General features: G+C 71.9%; 13 protein-coding genes and 1 riboswitch. Of the genes, 7 read left to right on the top strand and 6 right to left on the bottom strand.

What is annotated here, in order from left to right:
• Positions 1-28: 28 nt before the first annotated feature.
• Together IE264_RS12030 and IE264_RS12025 are read left to right on the top strand one after the other, a co-directional pair.
• Positions 29-1,108: an NAD(P)H-dependent amine dehydrogenase family protein gene (locus IE264_RS12030; protein ID WP_015613068.1), complete on the top strand. Its 1,080-nt coding sequence runs from the start codon at positions 29-31 to the stop codon at positions 1,106-1,108.
• Complete coding sequence (locus IE264_RS12025; protein WP_015613067.1) at positions 1,105-1,584, top strand: carboxymuconolactone decarboxylase family protein; 480 nt, start codon at positions 1,105-1,107, stop codon at positions 1,582-1,584. Before IE264_RS12030 ends, IE264_RS12025 begins: the two co-directional genes overlap by 4 nt.
• An 85-nt stretch (positions 1,585-1,669) precedes the next feature.
• Here the strand turns inward: IE264_RS12025 and IE264_RS12020 are convergent, their stop codons facing one another.
• Both IE264_RS12020 and IE264_RS12015 read right to left on the bottom strand, forming a co-directional pair.
• Positions 1,670-3,313: a GMC oxidoreductase gene (locus IE264_RS12020; protein WP_190167631.1), complete on the bottom strand. Its 1,644-nt coding sequence runs from the start codon at positions 3,311-3,313 to the stop codon at positions 1,670-1,672.
• 158 nt (positions 3,314-3,471) lie between these two features.
• Positions 3,472-4,320, bottom strand: a complete 849-nt coding sequence (locus IE264_RS12015; RefSeq protein ID WP_032759149.1) for a transglycosylase SLT domain-containing protein — start codon at positions 4,318-4,320, stop codon at positions 3,472-3,474.
• 3 nt (positions 4,321-4,323) lie between these two features.
• Positions 4,324-4,478: riboswitch (cyclic di-AMP (ydaO/yuaA leader) on the bottom strand.
• Positions 4,479-4,962: 484 nt separating this feature from the next.
• Between IE264_RS12015 and IE264_RS12010 the strand changes: the two genes are divergently transcribed.
• Positions 4,963-6,354 carry an FAD-dependent oxidoreductase gene (locus tag IE264_RS12010; protein WP_032759151.1) on the top strand — a complete coding sequence of 464 codons (1,392 nt, stop codon included), beginning with the start codon at positions 4,963-4,965 and terminating at the stop codon, positions 6,352-6,354.
• An 89-nt stretch (positions 6,355-6,443) separates the two neighbouring features.
• Here the strand turns inward: IE264_RS12010 and IE264_RS12005 are convergent, their stop codons facing one another.
• Entirely contained in the window at positions 6,444-9,056 is a 2,613-nt protein-coding gene (locus tag IE264_RS12005) for a SpoIIE family protein phosphatase (RefSeq protein WP_051821958.1), read from the bottom strand.
• A gap of 85 nt (positions 9,057-9,141) precedes the next feature.
• Entirely contained in the window at positions 9,142-9,756 is a 615-nt protein-coding gene (locus IE264_RS12000; protein WP_032759152.1) for a hypothetical protein, read from the bottom strand.
• 147 nt (positions 9,757-9,903) lie between these two features.
• On the opposite strand from IE264_RS12000, the gene IE264_RS11995 reads away from it, so the two are divergent.
• Both IE264_RS11995 and IE264_RS11990 read left to right on the top strand, forming a co-directional pair.
• Complete coding sequence (locus IE264_RS11995; RefSeq protein ID WP_373301914.1) at positions 9,904-11,211, top strand: helix-turn-helix domain-containing protein; 1,308 nt, start codon at positions 9,904-9,906, stop codon at positions 11,209-11,211.
• Positions 11,212-11,345: 134 nt separating this feature from the next.
• A complete protein-coding gene (locus IE264_RS11990; protein WP_032759154.1) occupies positions 11,346-12,353 on the top strand; it encodes a PHP domain-containing protein in 1,008 nt (335 codons plus the stop codon).
• Positions 12,354-12,416: 63 nt separating this feature from the next.
• On the opposite strand, the gene IE264_RS11985 is transcribed toward IE264_RS11990, so the two are convergent.
• Both IE264_RS11985 and IE264_RS11980 read right to left on the bottom strand, forming a co-directional pair.
• Positions 12,417-12,608, bottom strand: coding sequence for a DUF6381 family protein (locus IE264_RS11985; protein WP_032759155.1), 192 nt, complete (start codon positions 12,606-12,608; stop codon positions 12,417-12,419).
• A gap of 132 nt (positions 12,609-12,740) precedes the next feature.
• Positions 12,741-13,946, bottom strand: a complete 1,206-nt coding sequence (locus tag IE264_RS11980) for an FUSC family protein (RefSeq protein ID WP_015613058.1) — start codon at positions 13,944-13,946, stop codon at positions 12,741-12,743.
• Between the two features lie 136 nt (positions 13,947-14,082).
• On the opposite strand from IE264_RS11980, the gene IE264_RS11975 reads away from it, so the two are divergent.
• Positions 14,083-14,265, top strand: coding sequence for a DUF6480 family protein (locus tag IE264_RS11975; RefSeq protein ID WP_015613057.1), 183 nt, complete (start codon positions 14,083-14,085; stop codon positions 14,263-14,265).
• Positions 14,262-14,930, top strand: a complete 669-nt coding sequence (locus IE264_RS11970) for an endonuclease (protein WP_032759157.1) — start codon at positions 14,262-14,264, stop codon at positions 14,928-14,930. Before IE264_RS11975 ends, IE264_RS11970 begins: the two co-directional genes overlap by 4 nt.
• Positions 14,931-15,055 lie beyond the last annotated feature (125 nt).

Raw genomic sequence — 15,055 nt, 5'->3', positions numbered from 1 at the left:
TACACGGTCCGGCCGCTACCCTCCGCGCATGATTCCCACGGTTGTCTGGGGTACCGGCAACGTCGGCCGCGCGGCGATCCGCGCCGTCGAGGCCCATCCGGCACTGACACTCACCGCCGTCCTCGTCCACGATCCCGCGAAGACCGGCCGCGACGCCGGCGATCTCGGCGGGGTCGGACGCACGCTCGGGGTCACGGCCACCGACGACATCACCGCCGTGCTGGCCGGCCGCCCCCGCGCGGTGGTCTACGCGGCATCCGGCGACATCCGCCCCGACGACGCGCTGGCCGACATCGGCCGGGCGATCCGGGCCGGAGCGGTGGTCGTCACACCCTCCCTCTATCCGCTCTACGATCAGCGCAACGCCCCACCGGAGCTGCGGGATCCCGTCCTGGCCGCCGTCGCGGAGGGCGGCGGCTCCCTCTTCGTCTCCGGGGTCGACCCCGGCTGGGGCAACGACGTCCTGCCACTGCTGGTCAGCGGCCTGGGCACCGAGGTGGACGTGATCCGCTGCCAGGAGATCTTCGACTACTCCACGTACGAGCAGGAGGATTCGGTACGCCACCTGATCGGCATGGGGCACCCGTTGGACTACCAGCCGCTGATGCTGGCGGAGAGCGTTCCGACGATGGTGTGGGGCGGCCAGATACGCCTGATGGCCCGGGCACTGGGCGTCGAACTGGACGAGATCCGCGAGACGCTCGACCGCCGGGCGCTGGAGACGACGGTGCTCACCCGCACGATGGGTGAGTTCGCGGCGGGCACCCAGGGCGCCGTGCGGTTCGAGGTGCAGGGCATCGTGGCCGGGGAGCCCCGCATCGTGATCGAGCACATCACCCGTATCCACCCCTCGTGCGCACCGGACTGGCCCACCCCGCCCGACGGGGTGGGCGCACACCGGGTGGTGATCGAGGGCCGCCCCCGTATAGAGGTGACGGTCGAGGCCTCCGACGAGGGCGAGAACCGGTCGGCGGGCGGCAACGCCACGGCGGTCGGGCGGCTCGTCTCGGCCATCGACTGGCTGGTGGACGCGGAGCCGGGCCTGTACGACGCACTCGACGTCCCGCTGCGGCCTGCGGTCGGCAGGCTGGGAAGGAGAACGACATGATCATCGACATTCCGGAGGGCCAGGAGCCCATCGGATACGTGTGGGGGGAGATGGTCCCCGGCATCGGCATGGCCGCCGCCACGTTCTCGATGTCCGTGTACGAGCACACGACGCTGGGCCTGCGGGAGTTCGAGGCGGCACGGCTGCGGATCGCGCAGATCAACGGGTGCCTGTTCTGCCTGGACTGGCGGACCGAGCGGGACGGGGCGAAGGTCGAGGAGGAGTTCGCCGGGGCGGTGACCGAGTGGCGTACGACGGACGCCTTCGACGAACGGACCCGGCTCGCGGCGGAGTACGCGGAGCGGTACGCGCTGGACCACCACGGGCTCGACGACGCGTTCTGGAAGCGGATGACCGCGCACTACAGCCAGGTGGAGATCGTGGAGCTGTCCATGAGCATCGGCTCCTGGCTCGCTTTCGGGCGGCTCAACCATGTGCTGGGGATCGACGCGGTCTGCGTCCTGCCGGGTCATTAGGCGCACCCATTGGCGGAGCCCGGGGCCGCCGGGTTGGCACTCCCGGCCCCGGGCTCTCCGTACGCCCTGCCGCCTGTCGGCCGGACTACAGGTCGGTGGCGATGATCCGCTCGATGTTGCGCTCGGCGAGCGCGGTGATCGTCACGAACGGGTTGACGCTGGTGTTGCCGGGGATCAGCGCGCCGTCGATGACGTACAGCCCCGGATAGCCGTGCAGCCGCCCGTAGTTGTCGGTGGCCTTGTTCAGCACGGCACCGCCCAGCGGGTGGTAGGTGAGGTGGTCGCCCCAGATCTTGTAGACCCCGAAGAGGTCCGTGCGGTAGATCGTCCCCTCCTTCTGGTTGATCTTGTCGAAGATGGTTCTCGCGGCGTCGATGGACGGCTGCTTCCACGCCGTCTGCCAGTTCAGCTCCGCCTTCCCCGCCGCCGCGTTCCAGGTGAACTGGCCCCGGTTGGGGTTCTTGGTGATGGAGAGGTAGAACGAGGCCCAGGTCTCGATGCCGGTGGGCAGCGGAGCGACTTCGGCGAACGCTCCGCCGGCGTCCCAGTTGTCGATGCCGCCGGTGGGGATGGACGACTGCACCTTCCCCGTCGGGTCCCAGAGGTGGTTGGCCCGGCCGCACATGACATTGCCGTTGTCGCCCCAGCCCTTGCCGACCTCGCTGTTGAGGAGCGGCAGCGCGCCGGTCGCCTTGAGCCCGACGAGCAGCTTGCTGGTGCCGACACTGCCCGCGGCGAAGAAGACCTTGTCCGCCGTGACGGTCTTGGTGACGGTGGTCTGGCCGACGGTGTTCAGCTGGTCGATGAGGACCGTGTAGCCGCCGCCGGGGGCCGGGGTGACCGTGGTGACCTTGTGGAGCGGGGAGATGGTGACCCGGCCGGTGGCCTTGATCCGGTCGATGTAGGTCTTCTGGAGCGACTTCTTGCCGTAGTTGTTGCCGTAGAGGATCTCGGCGTCCAGCGCGGACTTGGGTACGGTCCCGGCCGCCTCCTGCTTCATGTAGTCCCAGTCGTACACGGCGGGCACGAAGAGGAAGGGGAAGCCGGAGCGCTGCGCGTGCTTCCGGCCGACCCGGGCGTACTGGTAGCAGTCGACGGAGTCGAACCACGCGGGGTCGATGGTGGTGACCCCGAGGTCGGCGTTGGCGCGCGGATAGTACGTGCTGTACATCTCGGCGGCGTTCACCGACGGGAGGATGGCGGCGAAGTTCTCCCGCTTGGGCGTGACGGCCATACCGCCGTTGACCAGCGAGCCGCCCCCGACACCGCGTCCCTGGTAGACGGTGATGCCGGCGAACTCCTCGGCGTCCAGGATCCCGGTGTAGCGGTTGACGTTCTTGTCGATCGGGAAGCCGAGGAAGTTGCTGAGCGGCTGCTTGGTCTTGGTGCGCAGCCAGAAGGACCGGTCGTCCGGCCTGGTGGTGTTGGCGAAGATCTTGCCGTCCGCGCCGGGGGTGTCCCAGGCCATGCCCATCTCGACCATGTGCACGTCCGTGCCGGCCTGGGCGAGCCGGAGTGCGGCCACGGAGCCGCCGTACCCGGTGCCGATGATCAGCACCGGCACATGGGCGCCGGAGCCGATCGGGGCTGCTGCCGCCCGGGGCGCGGCCCAGACGGGTGTGGTGGGTCCGGCGAGTGCCGCGACCCCGAGAAGAGAACCTGTTCCTGTGATGAATCTTCGACGGGAGACGCCTTTGGATGCGCCTTCATGCAGGGTAGTGTCGTTCATGTGACATCCCTCACTCTCGACAGAGTGAAACAGGTTCTACTGTCGATCGCGTGGTAAGTCACTAGAAACTTGGGGGTAACTTCCCGGCATGCCCGAGGGGCCCCGGACCGTGCGGTCCGGGGCCCCTCGGGCTGATGCCTGCCTGGCGCTTCCAGGGATCAGTAGGCGCCGAAGACGTTGTCGATCGAGCCGTACCGGTCCGCCGCGTAGTTGCACGCGGCGGTGATGTTGGCGACCGGGTCGTAGCTGTCGGTCGAGGTGCCGGGCACGTGGTACGCCTGGAACGTCGGGTCGATGACCTGGAGCAGCCCCTTGGACGGGGTGCCCTTGACCGCGTTGGAGTCCCAGTTGTTGATCGCGTTCGGGTTGCCCGAGGACTCGCGGATGATGTTGCGGTGGATGCCCTCGTAGCTGCCGGGGATGCCGCGCTCGGCCATGATCGCCAGCGACTCCTTGATCCAGCCATCCAGATCGTTCGAGTAGGTGGCGGGAGCGGCGGCGGCCGGGGCGGCCTGGGCCACGGGGGCGGCGGCGGTGCGCTCGGAACGGTCGGCGCGCTCCCCCGTCGCGGCACGGCCGGCGGACGGGGCGGCGGCCTTGGCGGCCTTGCCCGCCTTGGCGTCTGACGGGGCGGCAGCCTTGGCGCCGATGGTCAGCTTGATACCCGGGTGAATAAGGTTCGGGTTCTCGCCGACGGCCTTCCGGTTGCCTTCGTACAGCTTCTTCCAGCCGCCGCTGACGGAATACTCACGGGCGATCTTGGAAAGCGTCTCACCGGCCACCACGGAATGCTTGGCGGGTGCGGCCTTCGTCACGGAATTCACCTGGGCGGTCACGGAGACCGGAGCCACCGCCTTTTCCGCGACGACGGAGTGCGCGGGAGCGGCGGAGGCGGTGGTGGCGCCGAGCACCGGGAGGGCCAGAACGGCTCCACCCGTGGTCACGGCGGCGATGCCACGGCTCAGCGAGACGGACTTGGTGCGGCGGTGCTTACCCTGTGCGGGCATGGGGAATTTCCTCTCCGGCGCCTACGAGGTGAGCTGTCGGGTTCAGACGGGAGATGTCTGGCCGCAGGGACTGCGACTTCACCCCTAGCCGTTCCGGATACCGGACCGGCGGCTTACCTGGTTCCCCCGCTCCTGCCGTGCGTGAGTGGGTTTCGGTTTGCCGGACGGCGGCAGGATTCGGCGTTCCATCCGGATTGAGCGTGACCGTAGGCGAAAAGCATCGGACAGAACAAGCCCCGAATTCCGGATGACCTTTCTCCGCAAGATCGAATTCATGAATTCCCGACCGCGCCCGTTCCGTCGCGGTGTCAACTTTCTTCGCGCAGAAGGGAACCGAACCCTCCGGATCCACGTCCGCGCCCTCGGACGTGACGCTCACCACTTCGCGCGGAGGCGGCCGAAACAGGCACGGTCAAAATTACCCAAGCGCCCCAATAGGCCCTTTATGGAATAGAGGGTTAAAAGTCTGAAATCGCCCATACCGCCCTGGAGAAACGGACTTATCGGGCGGTTCCGTAGGCCGGGTCGGAGGCCGCGCGGGGCCAGGGCTTACGGTGTGTGGTGGAGACTAGTAAGCCAACCCTTACCTCCGACGTACGCTGTTACCTGCCCGCGTTCGCCCGCCTTAAGGATCACCACGCCATGACACGCCCCGTCCGCGTCGCCATTGTCGGAGCCGGCCCTGCCGGTATCTACGCTGCGGACGCGCTGCTCAAATCCGAGGTCTGCCAGGACCCGGGGGTCTCCATCGACCTCTTCGAGCGCATGCCCGCACCCTTCGGCCTGATCCGTTACGGCGTGGCCCCCGACCACCCCCGGATCAAGGGCATCGTCAAGGCGCTGCACCAGGTGCTGGACAAGCCGCAGATCCGGCTCTTCGGGAACGTGAGCTACCCGCACGACATCGGCCTGGACGACCTGCGGTCCTTCTACGACGCGGTGATCTTCTCCACCGGCGCGGAGGCGGACCGGGCGCTCGACATCCCGGGCATCGAGCTGGACGGCTCCTACGGCGCGGCCGAGTTCGTCTCCTGGTACGACGGCCACCCCGAGGTCCCGCGCACCTGGCCGCTCACCGCGGAGAAGGTCGCCGTCCTCGGCGTCGGCAACGTGGCGCTGGACGTGGCCCGGGTCCTGGCCAAGACGGCCGACGAGCTGCTGCCCACCGAGATCCCGGACAACGTGTACCAGGGCCTCAAGGCGAACAAGGCGCTGGAGGTGCATGTGTTCGGGCGGCGTGGCCCGGCGCAGGCCAAGTTCAGCCCGATGGAGCTGCGGGAGCTGGACCACTCCCCCAACATCGAGGTCATCGTCAACCCCGAGGACATCGAGTACGACGAGGGCTCCATCGCCACCCGGCGGGAGAACAAGCAGGCCAACATGGTCGCGCAGACCCTGGAGAACTGGGCGATCCGCGATGTCGGCGACCGCCCGCACAAGCTCTTCCTGCACTTCTTCGAGTCCCCGGTCGAGATCCTCGGCGAGGACGGCAAGGTCACCGCGCTGCGCACCGAGCGCACCGAGCTGGACGGCACCGGCAACGTCCGGGGCACCGGCCGGTTCACCGACTGGGACATGCAGAGCGTCTACCGCGCCGTGGGCTACTACTCGGAGGAGCTGCCCAAGCTCCCCTTCGACGTGGCCTCCGGCACCGTCCCGCACGAGGCCGGACGCGTCATCGCCGGTGACGAGCACATGGCCTCGGTCTACGTCACGGGCTGGATCAAGCGCGGTCCGATCGGTCTGATCGGACACACCAAGGGCGACGCGAACGAGACGGTCGCCTGCGTGCTGGAGGACCGCGCCGCCGGCCGTCTGGCCGAGCCCGCGACCCCGGCTCCGGAGGCCGTCGAGGCCTTCCTGGAAGGCCGGAACGTCCGATACACGACGTGGGAGGGCTGGCACAAGCTGGACGCCCACGAGCAGGCGCTCGGTGCCGCACAGGGCCGTGAGCGGATCAAGGTCGTGGAGCGCGAGGGCATGCTGGACGCCTCCGGCGCCTTCGTCCCGGCCGAGCTGCCCTCCGAGGCCTGAGCCCGAACGGGCCTCCGAAGCCTGGGCCGAGCGGCCCTCCGGGGCCCCGGCCGGGCGGCCCTCGGGGTCCGGATCAGGACCGTCACCCGTCAGGCCGGGCCCGGGGCACTCGTCGTGCCGCCCGGGCCCGGTCCGCGGAACGTCCGCCACAGGCCTGGCGGGGCGGCGTCACGGGACAGCGGCGGCAGCTTCTCCGGCATGCGCGTCCAGCGGTCCGCGAGCAGGATCGCGATGTCGTCGGGGCGGTCCGTGGCCTGCCTGGCCTCCTCGATCACCCGGTCCGCCGTCTCGGCCAGCGGGACCGAGCCGATCCCCGCGATGGTGGCCCGCAGCCGTTCGATGCCCTCGTCGATATCGGTCCCGGGGCGTTCGATGAGCCCGTCGGTGAACAGGGCCAGCATCGCGCCCGGGTCGAGCCGCAGCTCCGTGACCGGGTAGGTCGCCTGCCCGTCGATGCCCAGCACGATGCCGCCGGCCAGGTCCAGCACCTCGGTCCGGCCGTCGGGGTGCCGCAGCAACGGCTGCGGGTGGCCCGCCCGTACGGCACGGGCCCGTCCCGTCAGCGGGTCGAGGGCGATGTAGCAGCAACTGGCGAACTGTCCCGGGTCGAGATCGATGAGCAGCCGGTTCGTGCCGCTCATCACCTCCTGCGGGTCGTGCTTGCTGAGGGCGAACGCCCTTACCGCACTGCGCAGTTGCCCCATGGTCGCGGCGGCGGCGACGCCGTGCCCCTGGACGTCGCCGATGATCAGGGCGAGTTCGTGGCCGGTCTCGATGACGTCGTACCAGTCGCCGCCCACCTCCATGTCCTGGGTGCCGGAGAGATAGCGCCCGAGGGTGTCGACCCCGTCGACCTCCGGCAGCCGGTGCGGCAGCAGGGCATCCTGCAGCCCCCGGGCGAGCGCCGATTCGCTGTCGTACCGCTGGGCGCGTTGCAGGGCCTGGGCGATGAGCCCGGCCAGGGCGGTCAGGACGGTGCGCTCCTCCGGGCTGAACCCCCTCGGCCGGTCGAAGCCGAGGATGCACGAGCCGACGGGCCGCCCCGAGGCGATCAGTGGCAGGAACGCCCGCGCGCCGACGTCGGTCTCCATCGGGATGCCCGGGTACGCGTCGGCCAGGCGCTGCATCGACTCGAAGAAGATGGGCCGGCCGGTGGTCAAGGTCTCCACGCCGGGGATGGAGACGTCGAGTCCGACCCCGTCGAAGCGGTCGAGGAACCCCTGGGGGAACCCGGTCTCCCAGGCGAGGTGGAGGTGACGCTCGCTCAGCAGGTAGATGGCCAGCTGCCGGCCGCCGAACGCGGGCAGCAGCTCCTCGGTGACGACGGCGGAGACCTGACGGGCCGTGACGGCCTCGGTGAGCGCGATCGCCAGAGCCACCGGGCGGTAGAGCGCGGACGACCGGTCGGCGGTGGATCCGATGCCCAGGCCCGGCGAGGTGACGGAGCCGGGTGCGTAGGCCGGCTGGTCCGTGGCCTGGAACACCGCGCTCAGCCCGTCGTGGCCCGGGTACAGCGAGACCGAGAGCCAGACGGACGGGGCCCGCCGGGCGAGGAAGTGGACGGGTTCGTCGGAGATCAGGGCGGCCCGGTAGTGGTCCTCGTACGCCGGGTGCCCGAACCACGGCAGGACCTCCCACACGACGTGGCCGACCAGCTCCGCCCGCGGGCGGTCCAGCAGCTCCTCCGCGAGCGCGTTGGCATAGGTGATGCGGCCGATCCGGTCCAGCGAGACGATCCCTCGGGGCAGCCGGTCCGCCGCCTCCGCGATGACGGGTCCGGCGCCGAAGTCGACCACGAAGCCGCTCAGATGGCTCTCGCTGCCCTCACCGTCCGGGTGGGTCCAGCGGCCGGAGAGCTCCAGCAGGTGGTACCGGCCGTCGGGGCCGCGCAGCCGCATCCGGCGGACAACCGGGTCGGCGGATTCGACCGCCTGCCGGGCCAGCGCCCACAGCCCGTACACGTCCTCCGGTACGAGGCGTTCGGCGAGGGCGTCGACGGTGCCGGGGAACTCCGCCGGCTCGGTGCCGAAGATCGCGCACAGGTCGTCGTCCGCGGTGAGGCCCCCGGAGTGCAGGTCCCAGTCGAAGCTGCCGACCCGCACCGGGGGCGCGGGGGCGGCCGGCAGCTGCACGGGGATCGGCTCCCGTTCCCAGACGACGGGGAGGGAGCGCGCCTCCAGATCGGCGAGCGCGGCCCCGAGCCGGCGGCCCAGCAGGAGCAGCCGCTCCCCGTCGGCGGGGGCGACCGGCTCACCCGGGGTCGCGGACCGCAGGACGGCCAGGACGCCCATGGGGCCCCGCGGGCCGGTGACCGGGACCCACAGCGAGCCGAACGGGAACGGCAGCCCCGCCATCAGCTGCGGAAACCGCCGCATCGCCTCCTCGGCGTCGGCGAGCAGCACGGGCCGCCCGGTGCGGTAGGCCTCGGAGACGGGAAACGGCCGGTTCACGTGCATCCGCCACCAGGGGCGGAACAGCGGACCGGGCAGCCCGGCGAGCACGGCGAGACGCAGCAGTCCGGGCGTCCCGGAGCGGAGGTAGATGCCTCCGGCGTATCCCCCGACCGACTCGACGGCACTGACGACCCCCTGCGCGAGTACGAGGGACAGTTCGTCCGGTACTCGGCCGCCGCCGTCGTCTTGCCCGGCCGCGGCCCCGCTTCCGGGGGACGGGGTGGGCCGGGTCGCATCGTGCCGGGTCACACAGCCAGCATGCTCCCCGCAGAGGGGGCGGCGCACGTCGGCGGACCGGCCGGAACCCCGTGCCGGCCGGTCCGCCGACGCGGTCTCAGTGCAGCTTGGCGACGGCGGTGCCGGTGGTCTTCCTGAATCCCTTCAGCGGGGCGCCGTCCAGGTCACCCAGCTGTCCCCACTCCAGGACGGTCACCGTGCGGCCGTCCCGGCCGACGGAGTGGAGGCCGATGTCGGTGGAGCCGACCTCCGGGTAGGACGTGTCGATGCTGTAGACGTGCGCGCCCTCCTCCACGTTCACCCGGCCGTGGTACCGGCTGACGCCCTCAAGGCCGGGCTCCTGCTCCTTCAGCCGGTCCAGGCAGGTCGCCAGCGCGGTCCGCAGCTCGGCGGCGAGCGCCTTGGCCTTGGCGGTGGTGGGCGCGACGGTGATCGTCTGGCGGGCCCCGGTGTCCAGCTCGGTGCGGAAGTCCCGGTGGCGGGTCCCAGCGGCCGGGGTGGTTCCCGCCGTGCAGGCGGAACCGTCCTCGGGCAGCCCCTTCTGCACCGGGCCGGCGGTCCAGGGGGTGAGGGAGGCGGGCCACTGCCCGGCCGAGAGGAACTTCGGCGCGACGGGGGCCGCCGAGGCGGGTGCCGTGGACAGTGCGGTGACGGCCAGGCCCGCGGCCGCGGCGGTCAGGAGTGCGGTGCGGATCGTGCGGGTGGTGCGCATGGTGGAACTCCCCGTTCAGATGGTCGAGCAGTCGGTCGGCGGAACGGCACCAGACTGCGGCGGGCGTCCCGGCGGGGACAAGAACGACACGGGTTCCGGCCGGCACGGAACCGTCCCACCCCCGGTGACGTGGGTGTTTCCGGTGGGGTGGAACGCCCCCTGGGACGGCCGCGGGAGGTCGAGCGGGTGTTGGGCGAGCGGGGAACGGGCGAGGGGTCCGCACGGGAGGCGCTGGCGGAGCGGCTGCGGGAGCTGCGGGAGGGTTCGGGCCGGACGTACGCCTCCCTCGCCCGCCGGATCGGAGTCAGCGGCTCCACGCTCCACCGGTACTGCACCGGGCAGACCGTACCGGCGGAGTTCGCGCCGGTGGAGCGGCTGGCCCGGCTGTGCGGCCGCCCGGGAGAGGAGCGGGAAGCACTGCACCGCCTGTGGCTGCGGGCGGACGCGGAGCGGGTCGAACGGCAGGAGGCGGGGATGGCAGGGGCCCCGGCCGCCGGGGTGGGGGAAGACGCGGCGGCGGGGGCAGACGCAGGCGCGGTGACCGAGGCGGGGGCAGACGCGGCGGCGAGGGGAAGCCGGGGCACGCCGACGGGTACGCGGGCCCCCAGCGGCTCCGTACCGCCCGCCGCCGCTGCCGTGCACCGCGAGGAGGACAGTTCCGCGTACGCGGGTGGGCCGCCGGCTCACGCACCCCGCTCCCCCTCCGTACGCCGGTGGGTGCAGGCGCTCGCCGTCTGTACCGTCGCCGCCCTGGCGCTCGTCCTGGTCGCGGCCTCCGCCGGCCCCTCACGGCAGCAGCAGCGCCCCGAGCGGCAGCCACCGGTGGCACGGCCCTCGGCTCCTCCCTTCACCTGGACGAGTGACGACCACGTCTGGAAGTACGGCTGCGGCCACACCTACCTCGTGGGCGGACCCCCGGCAGCTGTCCCGCCGCCACCGGCCGAGGCCGACGCGGAGTCCTGGGCGACGGCGCTCGGCGCGGTGCACGCGGGCGAGACCGGCGTACGCATCACCCTCCAGGGCACCGACGAGCGGGCGGTCGTCCTCGAAGCTCTCCGGATCCGGGTGGTGGAGCGGCGGGAGCCCGCCGAGGGGCGGGTCCACCGGATGAGCTCCGGGTGCGGCGGGGCGCTGACCCCGCGGATGTTCGACGTCGATCTCGACGTGGAGCGCCCCGTGGCCCGGTCCGTCCCGGGCAACGACACGGGTGAGCCGATCCCGGCGGTCTCCTTCCCGTACCGCGTCTCGGCCTCGGACCCGGAGGTCTTCCTGGTCACCGGGCGTGCGGCCCGCTGCGACTGCGGCTGGGTCGCGGAGCTGCGGTGGAGCAGCGGGGGCCGGTCCGGCACGGTACGGATCGACGACGACGGGCGCCCGTTCCGTACGAGCGGGGCGCCGGGGCGTCCCGTGCACGACTACGACTTCGTGACCCGGCGCTGGGTGGCGGAGCCGTAGGGGCCGGTGGGTCGCCCGGTCCCGGGTGAGGGGCGGTGCGGTGGCCGTCCCGGCGCCGCTGCGGCCATCCTGGTGACAGGCGGCCCCCGACGGGTGATCTGCGGGGCGGCCGACGCTCCCCTCCGGAGGTGCTGATGGACCCCGTCACCGCTCTGCGGCGTATCGCGTTCCTGCTGGAACGCTCGCAGGCCGCCACCTACCGGGTGAAGGCCTTCCGGACGGCCGCCGAGGTCGTGACCGCGATGGCCCCCGGGGAGGCGGCCGAGCGGGTGGCCGCAGGGACCCTGGAGCGGGTCTCCGGGATCGGGCCCCGCACGGCTCAGGTGATCCGGGAGGCCCTGGCGGGTGAGGTTCCCGGCTATCTGGAGCGGTTGGAGGAGGAGGCCTCGGCCGAGCCCGCACCCGAGCAGGGCCGGGAGCTGCTGTCCCGTTTGCGGGGCGACTGCCACCTCCACTCCGACTGGTCGGACGGCGGCAGCCCGATCGAGGAGATGGGCCGGACGGCGGCGGAGCTGGGACACGAGTGGGCGGTGCTCACCGACCATTCGCCCCGGCTGACGGTGGCCGGTGGTCTGTCACCCGAGCGGCTCAGGGAGCAGCTGGCGGTGGTGGCGCGGCTCAACGAGGAGTGGGCACCGTTCCGGCTGCTGACGGGGATCGAGTGCGACATCCTGCCGGACGGTTCGCTGGACCAGGAGCCGGAGCTGCTGGAGCAGCTGGACGTGGTGGTGGTCTCCGTCCACTCCAAGCTGCGGATGGACCCGGCGCCGATGACGCGGCGGCTGGAGGCCGCCGTACGCCATCCGCAGGCGAACGTGCTGGGGCACTGCACGGGCCGTCTGCTGTCGGGGCGCGGCAGACCGCAGTCGCAGTTCGACGCGGACCGGGTCTTCGCGGCGTGTGCCGAGGCGGGGACGGCGGTGGAGATCAACTGCCGGCCGGAGCGGCTGGACCCGCCGCGCCGCCTGCTCCGCAAGGCCGTCGAGGCGGGCACCCTCTTCGCGATCGACACCGACGCGCACGCTCCCGGCCAGCTGGACTGGCAGATCGACGGCTGCGCGCGGGCCGAGGAGTGCGGCGTACCGGCGGACGGGGTGGTGACGGCCTGGCCGCTGGAACGGCTGCTGGAGTGGGCGGGGTGACCCGTCCACTCCAGCAGCCGCAAGGGTGACCGTTCAGCAGCCGCAGGGGCCGATGCCGCTTGCTCACTTCTGGGGGTAGACGTCTCCGGCTGCCATCCCGCTCTGCTGCTCGCTCCGGTCCCGGATCGTCCGGGACTTCTTCTCCAGCCGCTCCCGTTCCTGCGGGTCTGTCGCGCGTTCCGCGGCCTCGGCGAGCTGCTGGGCCTTCTCACGCATCTGCCGCGCCAGGTCGGCGGGCTCGTTCGAACCGCTCATCACCACTCCTCGGGGAAATCCTCGGGCATTCCCGGGCACATTCCCGGGCACATCCTGGGCAAAAGGGACCACTGCCCCCAGCGAACCAGCGACCGCACACTTCCGCATCCCGCGCACCCCGCCGGCGAGGTGTCACGTGGTGACCCGGCTCAGGCGCCGGATCAGCGAACGCAGCCGGGGGTGGCGTTCGTGGGCTTCGGCGGAGCGCCGGTCCAGCTCCTCGCCCAGCCGCTTCGTCCGTTCGTCGATGTCGAGCTCGGCCAGCACCCGGTCGATCTCGGCGAGCAGCGCCCCGTGCAGCTGCCACTGGCGCGGATGCTCCTGGACGTCCTCCAGGAGCAGGTCGGCCACCCGGTCACGGGTGGCTCGGCTGCGGGCGAGCGCCTCGGCGAGCCGGTCCTCCGCCGCCTCGCCGTCGGCGGCGAGCGAGGTGGTGACCAGTTCGGCGAAGCTCTCGACGGCCTCGGCGAGCTGGCCGAAGAGTTCCTGGAGCAGAGCCGCCACATCGGCCGGGAACAGCGTCTCCTCGGTGCGGGCCTTCGCCAGGTCCGTGAGCGTCCGGGACAGGACGCGCAGCACGACCGCGCAGATCTCCAGGGTGTCGAGCCCGGTACGCAGGACCACCCGGTGGAGCAGCCCCTGTCTCACCCTGGGGTTGAGGGTGAGACTTTCCTCCGCCTGCCGGAGGGACGCGTCGACCTCGACGATGTCGTGGTCGAGCTTGCGGGCCTCGTGCAGCCGGGCCGCCGCCCGGGAGACGGGGTTGTTCCCCACCACCTCCTCGCCCATGCTGCGGAGCATCGTGCCCATCCGGGTGGCCAGGGAGTCGATGGAGACACCGGCCGACCTGACCCAGACGGGCGGGGCGAGGAGCAGGTTGAACAGCAGCCCCACCACCGCCCCGATGAGCGTCTCCCAGACCCGGTCCCAGGCGGTGTCGGCGACCTGGGAGACGCCGAGCACGAGCATCGCGCTGATCGCCACCTCGGGGACGAACTCGTTGACCCGCACCAGTCGCCCGATCATCAGCGAGGTGAAGATGGTCAGTCCGAGGCTCCACCAGCTCAGCCCCACCAGGGAGCTGAAGGCGATGGCGATGAGCACGCCGACGACGACGGAGTTCACCCGGCGGATGCCGGTGGTGAGGGTGGCGTAGAGGGTCACCTGGACGACGAGGAGCGCGGTGAGGGGCGCGGTCAGCGGAGCCGGTTCGGGCAGGGCCCAGACGGCCACGGAGTAGGCGATGACCGCGGCCGCGGTCGAGCGCAGCGTCTGTACCCCCGCGGGTTCGGTGGTGCGCTGCACGAGCTTGATGACGGGCGCGGAAACTGCGGGCATTCCTTGACGGTGCCCCCTTTTCCCCGTCCGCAGCGCTCCACCCCCGGGGTGCCTCCGTACGGCCCTGTACCGGTGGCGGGGCCGGGGCCCGCCTGTACGGCGTGCGCCGGGGCCCGGACGGAGGGACTCTGGAGCCATGGCTGTTCTGCTGAATCCCCCTGGAGAGACGCCCCCCGCCGAGGGCTCGATCGGCGACGCCCACGAGGAGCGCCCGGACGGTGGTGTCTGGGAGCACCCGGCCGTGTGGATCGGCCTGATCGTGCTGGGCGCGGTGCTGTTCGCCGGGTTCTTCGCCGCGCGGGTCTTCGGTCTGGCATGAGCGGGAGGGGCGCGCCCTCGGCGCACCGGATCGCCGGCGCGCTGGTGGAGGAGTGCGGCCGGACGTACGCGGAGGAGGCGGGCATCCGGCTCAAGGACACTCCGCAGCCCCTCTACCAGCTTCTGGTGCTGAGCCTCCTGCTGTCCGCCCGCATCCGCGCCTCGGTCGCCGTCGCGGCCGCCCGGGCCCTTTTCGGCCATGGCATGAGCACCCCGCGCCGGATGGTGGACGCGACCTGGCAGCAGCGGGTGGACGCGCTGGGTGAAGGCCACTACCGGCGCTACGACGAGCGCACCGCCACCCAGCTCGGCGAGGGTGCACAGCTCGTCCTGGACACCTGGCGCGGCGATCTGCGCCGGCTGCGCGAGGAGGTCGACGGCGACCGGGACCGGCTGCTGCAAGGGCTCCGGCGGGTCCCGGGCATCGGACCGGCCGGCGCCGACATCTTCGTACGCGAGGTGCAGTCCCTCTGGCCGGAGACCGGCCCCTGGGTGGGGGCGAAGGGGCTGCAGGGGGCCGAGCGCCTGGGCCTGCCCACCTCCCCCGCCGCGCTGGCCCGGGCGGCGCGGGGGCACGACGACGCACGGTTCGCGGCCGCGCTCGTGCGGGCGGCCCTGGACAAGGACGTCGTGGACGCGGTCAGGGAAGCGGCGCGGGAACGCTGACGGGCGGGCCGCCCCCGGCGGCGCGTGCCCGGACGGGCGGTTCCCACCCCGCCGCCACCACGGCGAAGGCGCCCCGCCACCACGGCGTGGGGCACGCCGTCACCACAGCGAGAGGCGCCCGTACC

The sequence above is a fragment of the Streptomyces microflavus genome (assembly GCF_014650075.1).
GTDB classification, from domain to species: domain Bacteria; phylum Actinomycetota; class Actinomycetes; order Streptomycetales; family Streptomycetaceae; genus Streptomyces; species Streptomyces microflavus.
Note: the sequence above shows the minus strand (reverse complement) of the source record. Positions and strands in the feature narration are given on the sequence as shown.

What these genes read in the sequence shown, in the direction of transcription:
- IE264_RS12030 (WP_015613068.1), top strand. Translation starts at nt 29, where the DNA reads ATGATTCCCACGGTTGTCTGGGGTACCGGCAACGTCGGCCGCGCGGCG.
- IE264_RS12025 (WP_015613067.1), top strand. Translation starts at nt 1,105, where the DNA reads ATGATCATCGACATTCCGGAGGGCCAGGAGCCCATCGGATACGTGTGG.
- IE264_RS12020 (WP_190167631.1), bottom strand. Translation starts at nt 3,313, where the DNA reads ATGAACGACACTACCCTGCATGAAGGCGCATCCAAAGGCGTCTCCCGT.
- IE264_RS12015 (WP_032759149.1), bottom strand. Translation starts at nt 4,320, where the DNA reads ATGCCCGCACAGGGTAAGCACCGCCGCACCAAGTCCGTCTCGCTGAGC.
- IE264_RS12010 (WP_032759151.1), top strand. Translation starts at nt 4,963, where the DNA reads ATGACACGCCCCGTCCGCGTCGCCATTGTCGGAGCCGGCCCTGCCGGT.
- IE264_RS12000 (WP_032759152.1), bottom strand. Translation starts at nt 9,756, where the DNA reads ATGCGCACCACCCGCACGATCCGCACCGCACTCCTGACCGCCGCGGCC.
- IE264_RS11990 (WP_032759154.1), top strand. Translation starts at nt 11,346, where the DNA reads ATGGACCCCGTCACCGCTCTGCGGCGTATCGCGTTCCTGCTGGAACGC.
- IE264_RS11985 (WP_032759155.1), bottom strand. Translation starts at nt 12,608, where the DNA reads ATGAGCGGTTCGAACGAGCCCGCCGACCTGGCGCGGCAGATGCGTGAG.
- IE264_RS11980 (WP_015613058.1), bottom strand. Translation starts at nt 13,946, where the DNA reads ATGCCCGCAGTTTCCGCGCCCGTCATCAAGCTCGTGCAGCGCACCACC.
- IE264_RS11975 (WP_015613057.1), top strand. Translation starts at nt 14,083, where the DNA reads ATGGCTGTTCTGCTGAATCCCCCTGGAGAGACGCCCCCCGCCGAGGGC.
- IE264_RS11970 (WP_032759157.1), top strand. Translation starts at nt 14,262, where the DNA reads ATGAGCGGGAGGGGCGCGCCCTCGGCGCACCGGATCGCCGGCGCGCTG.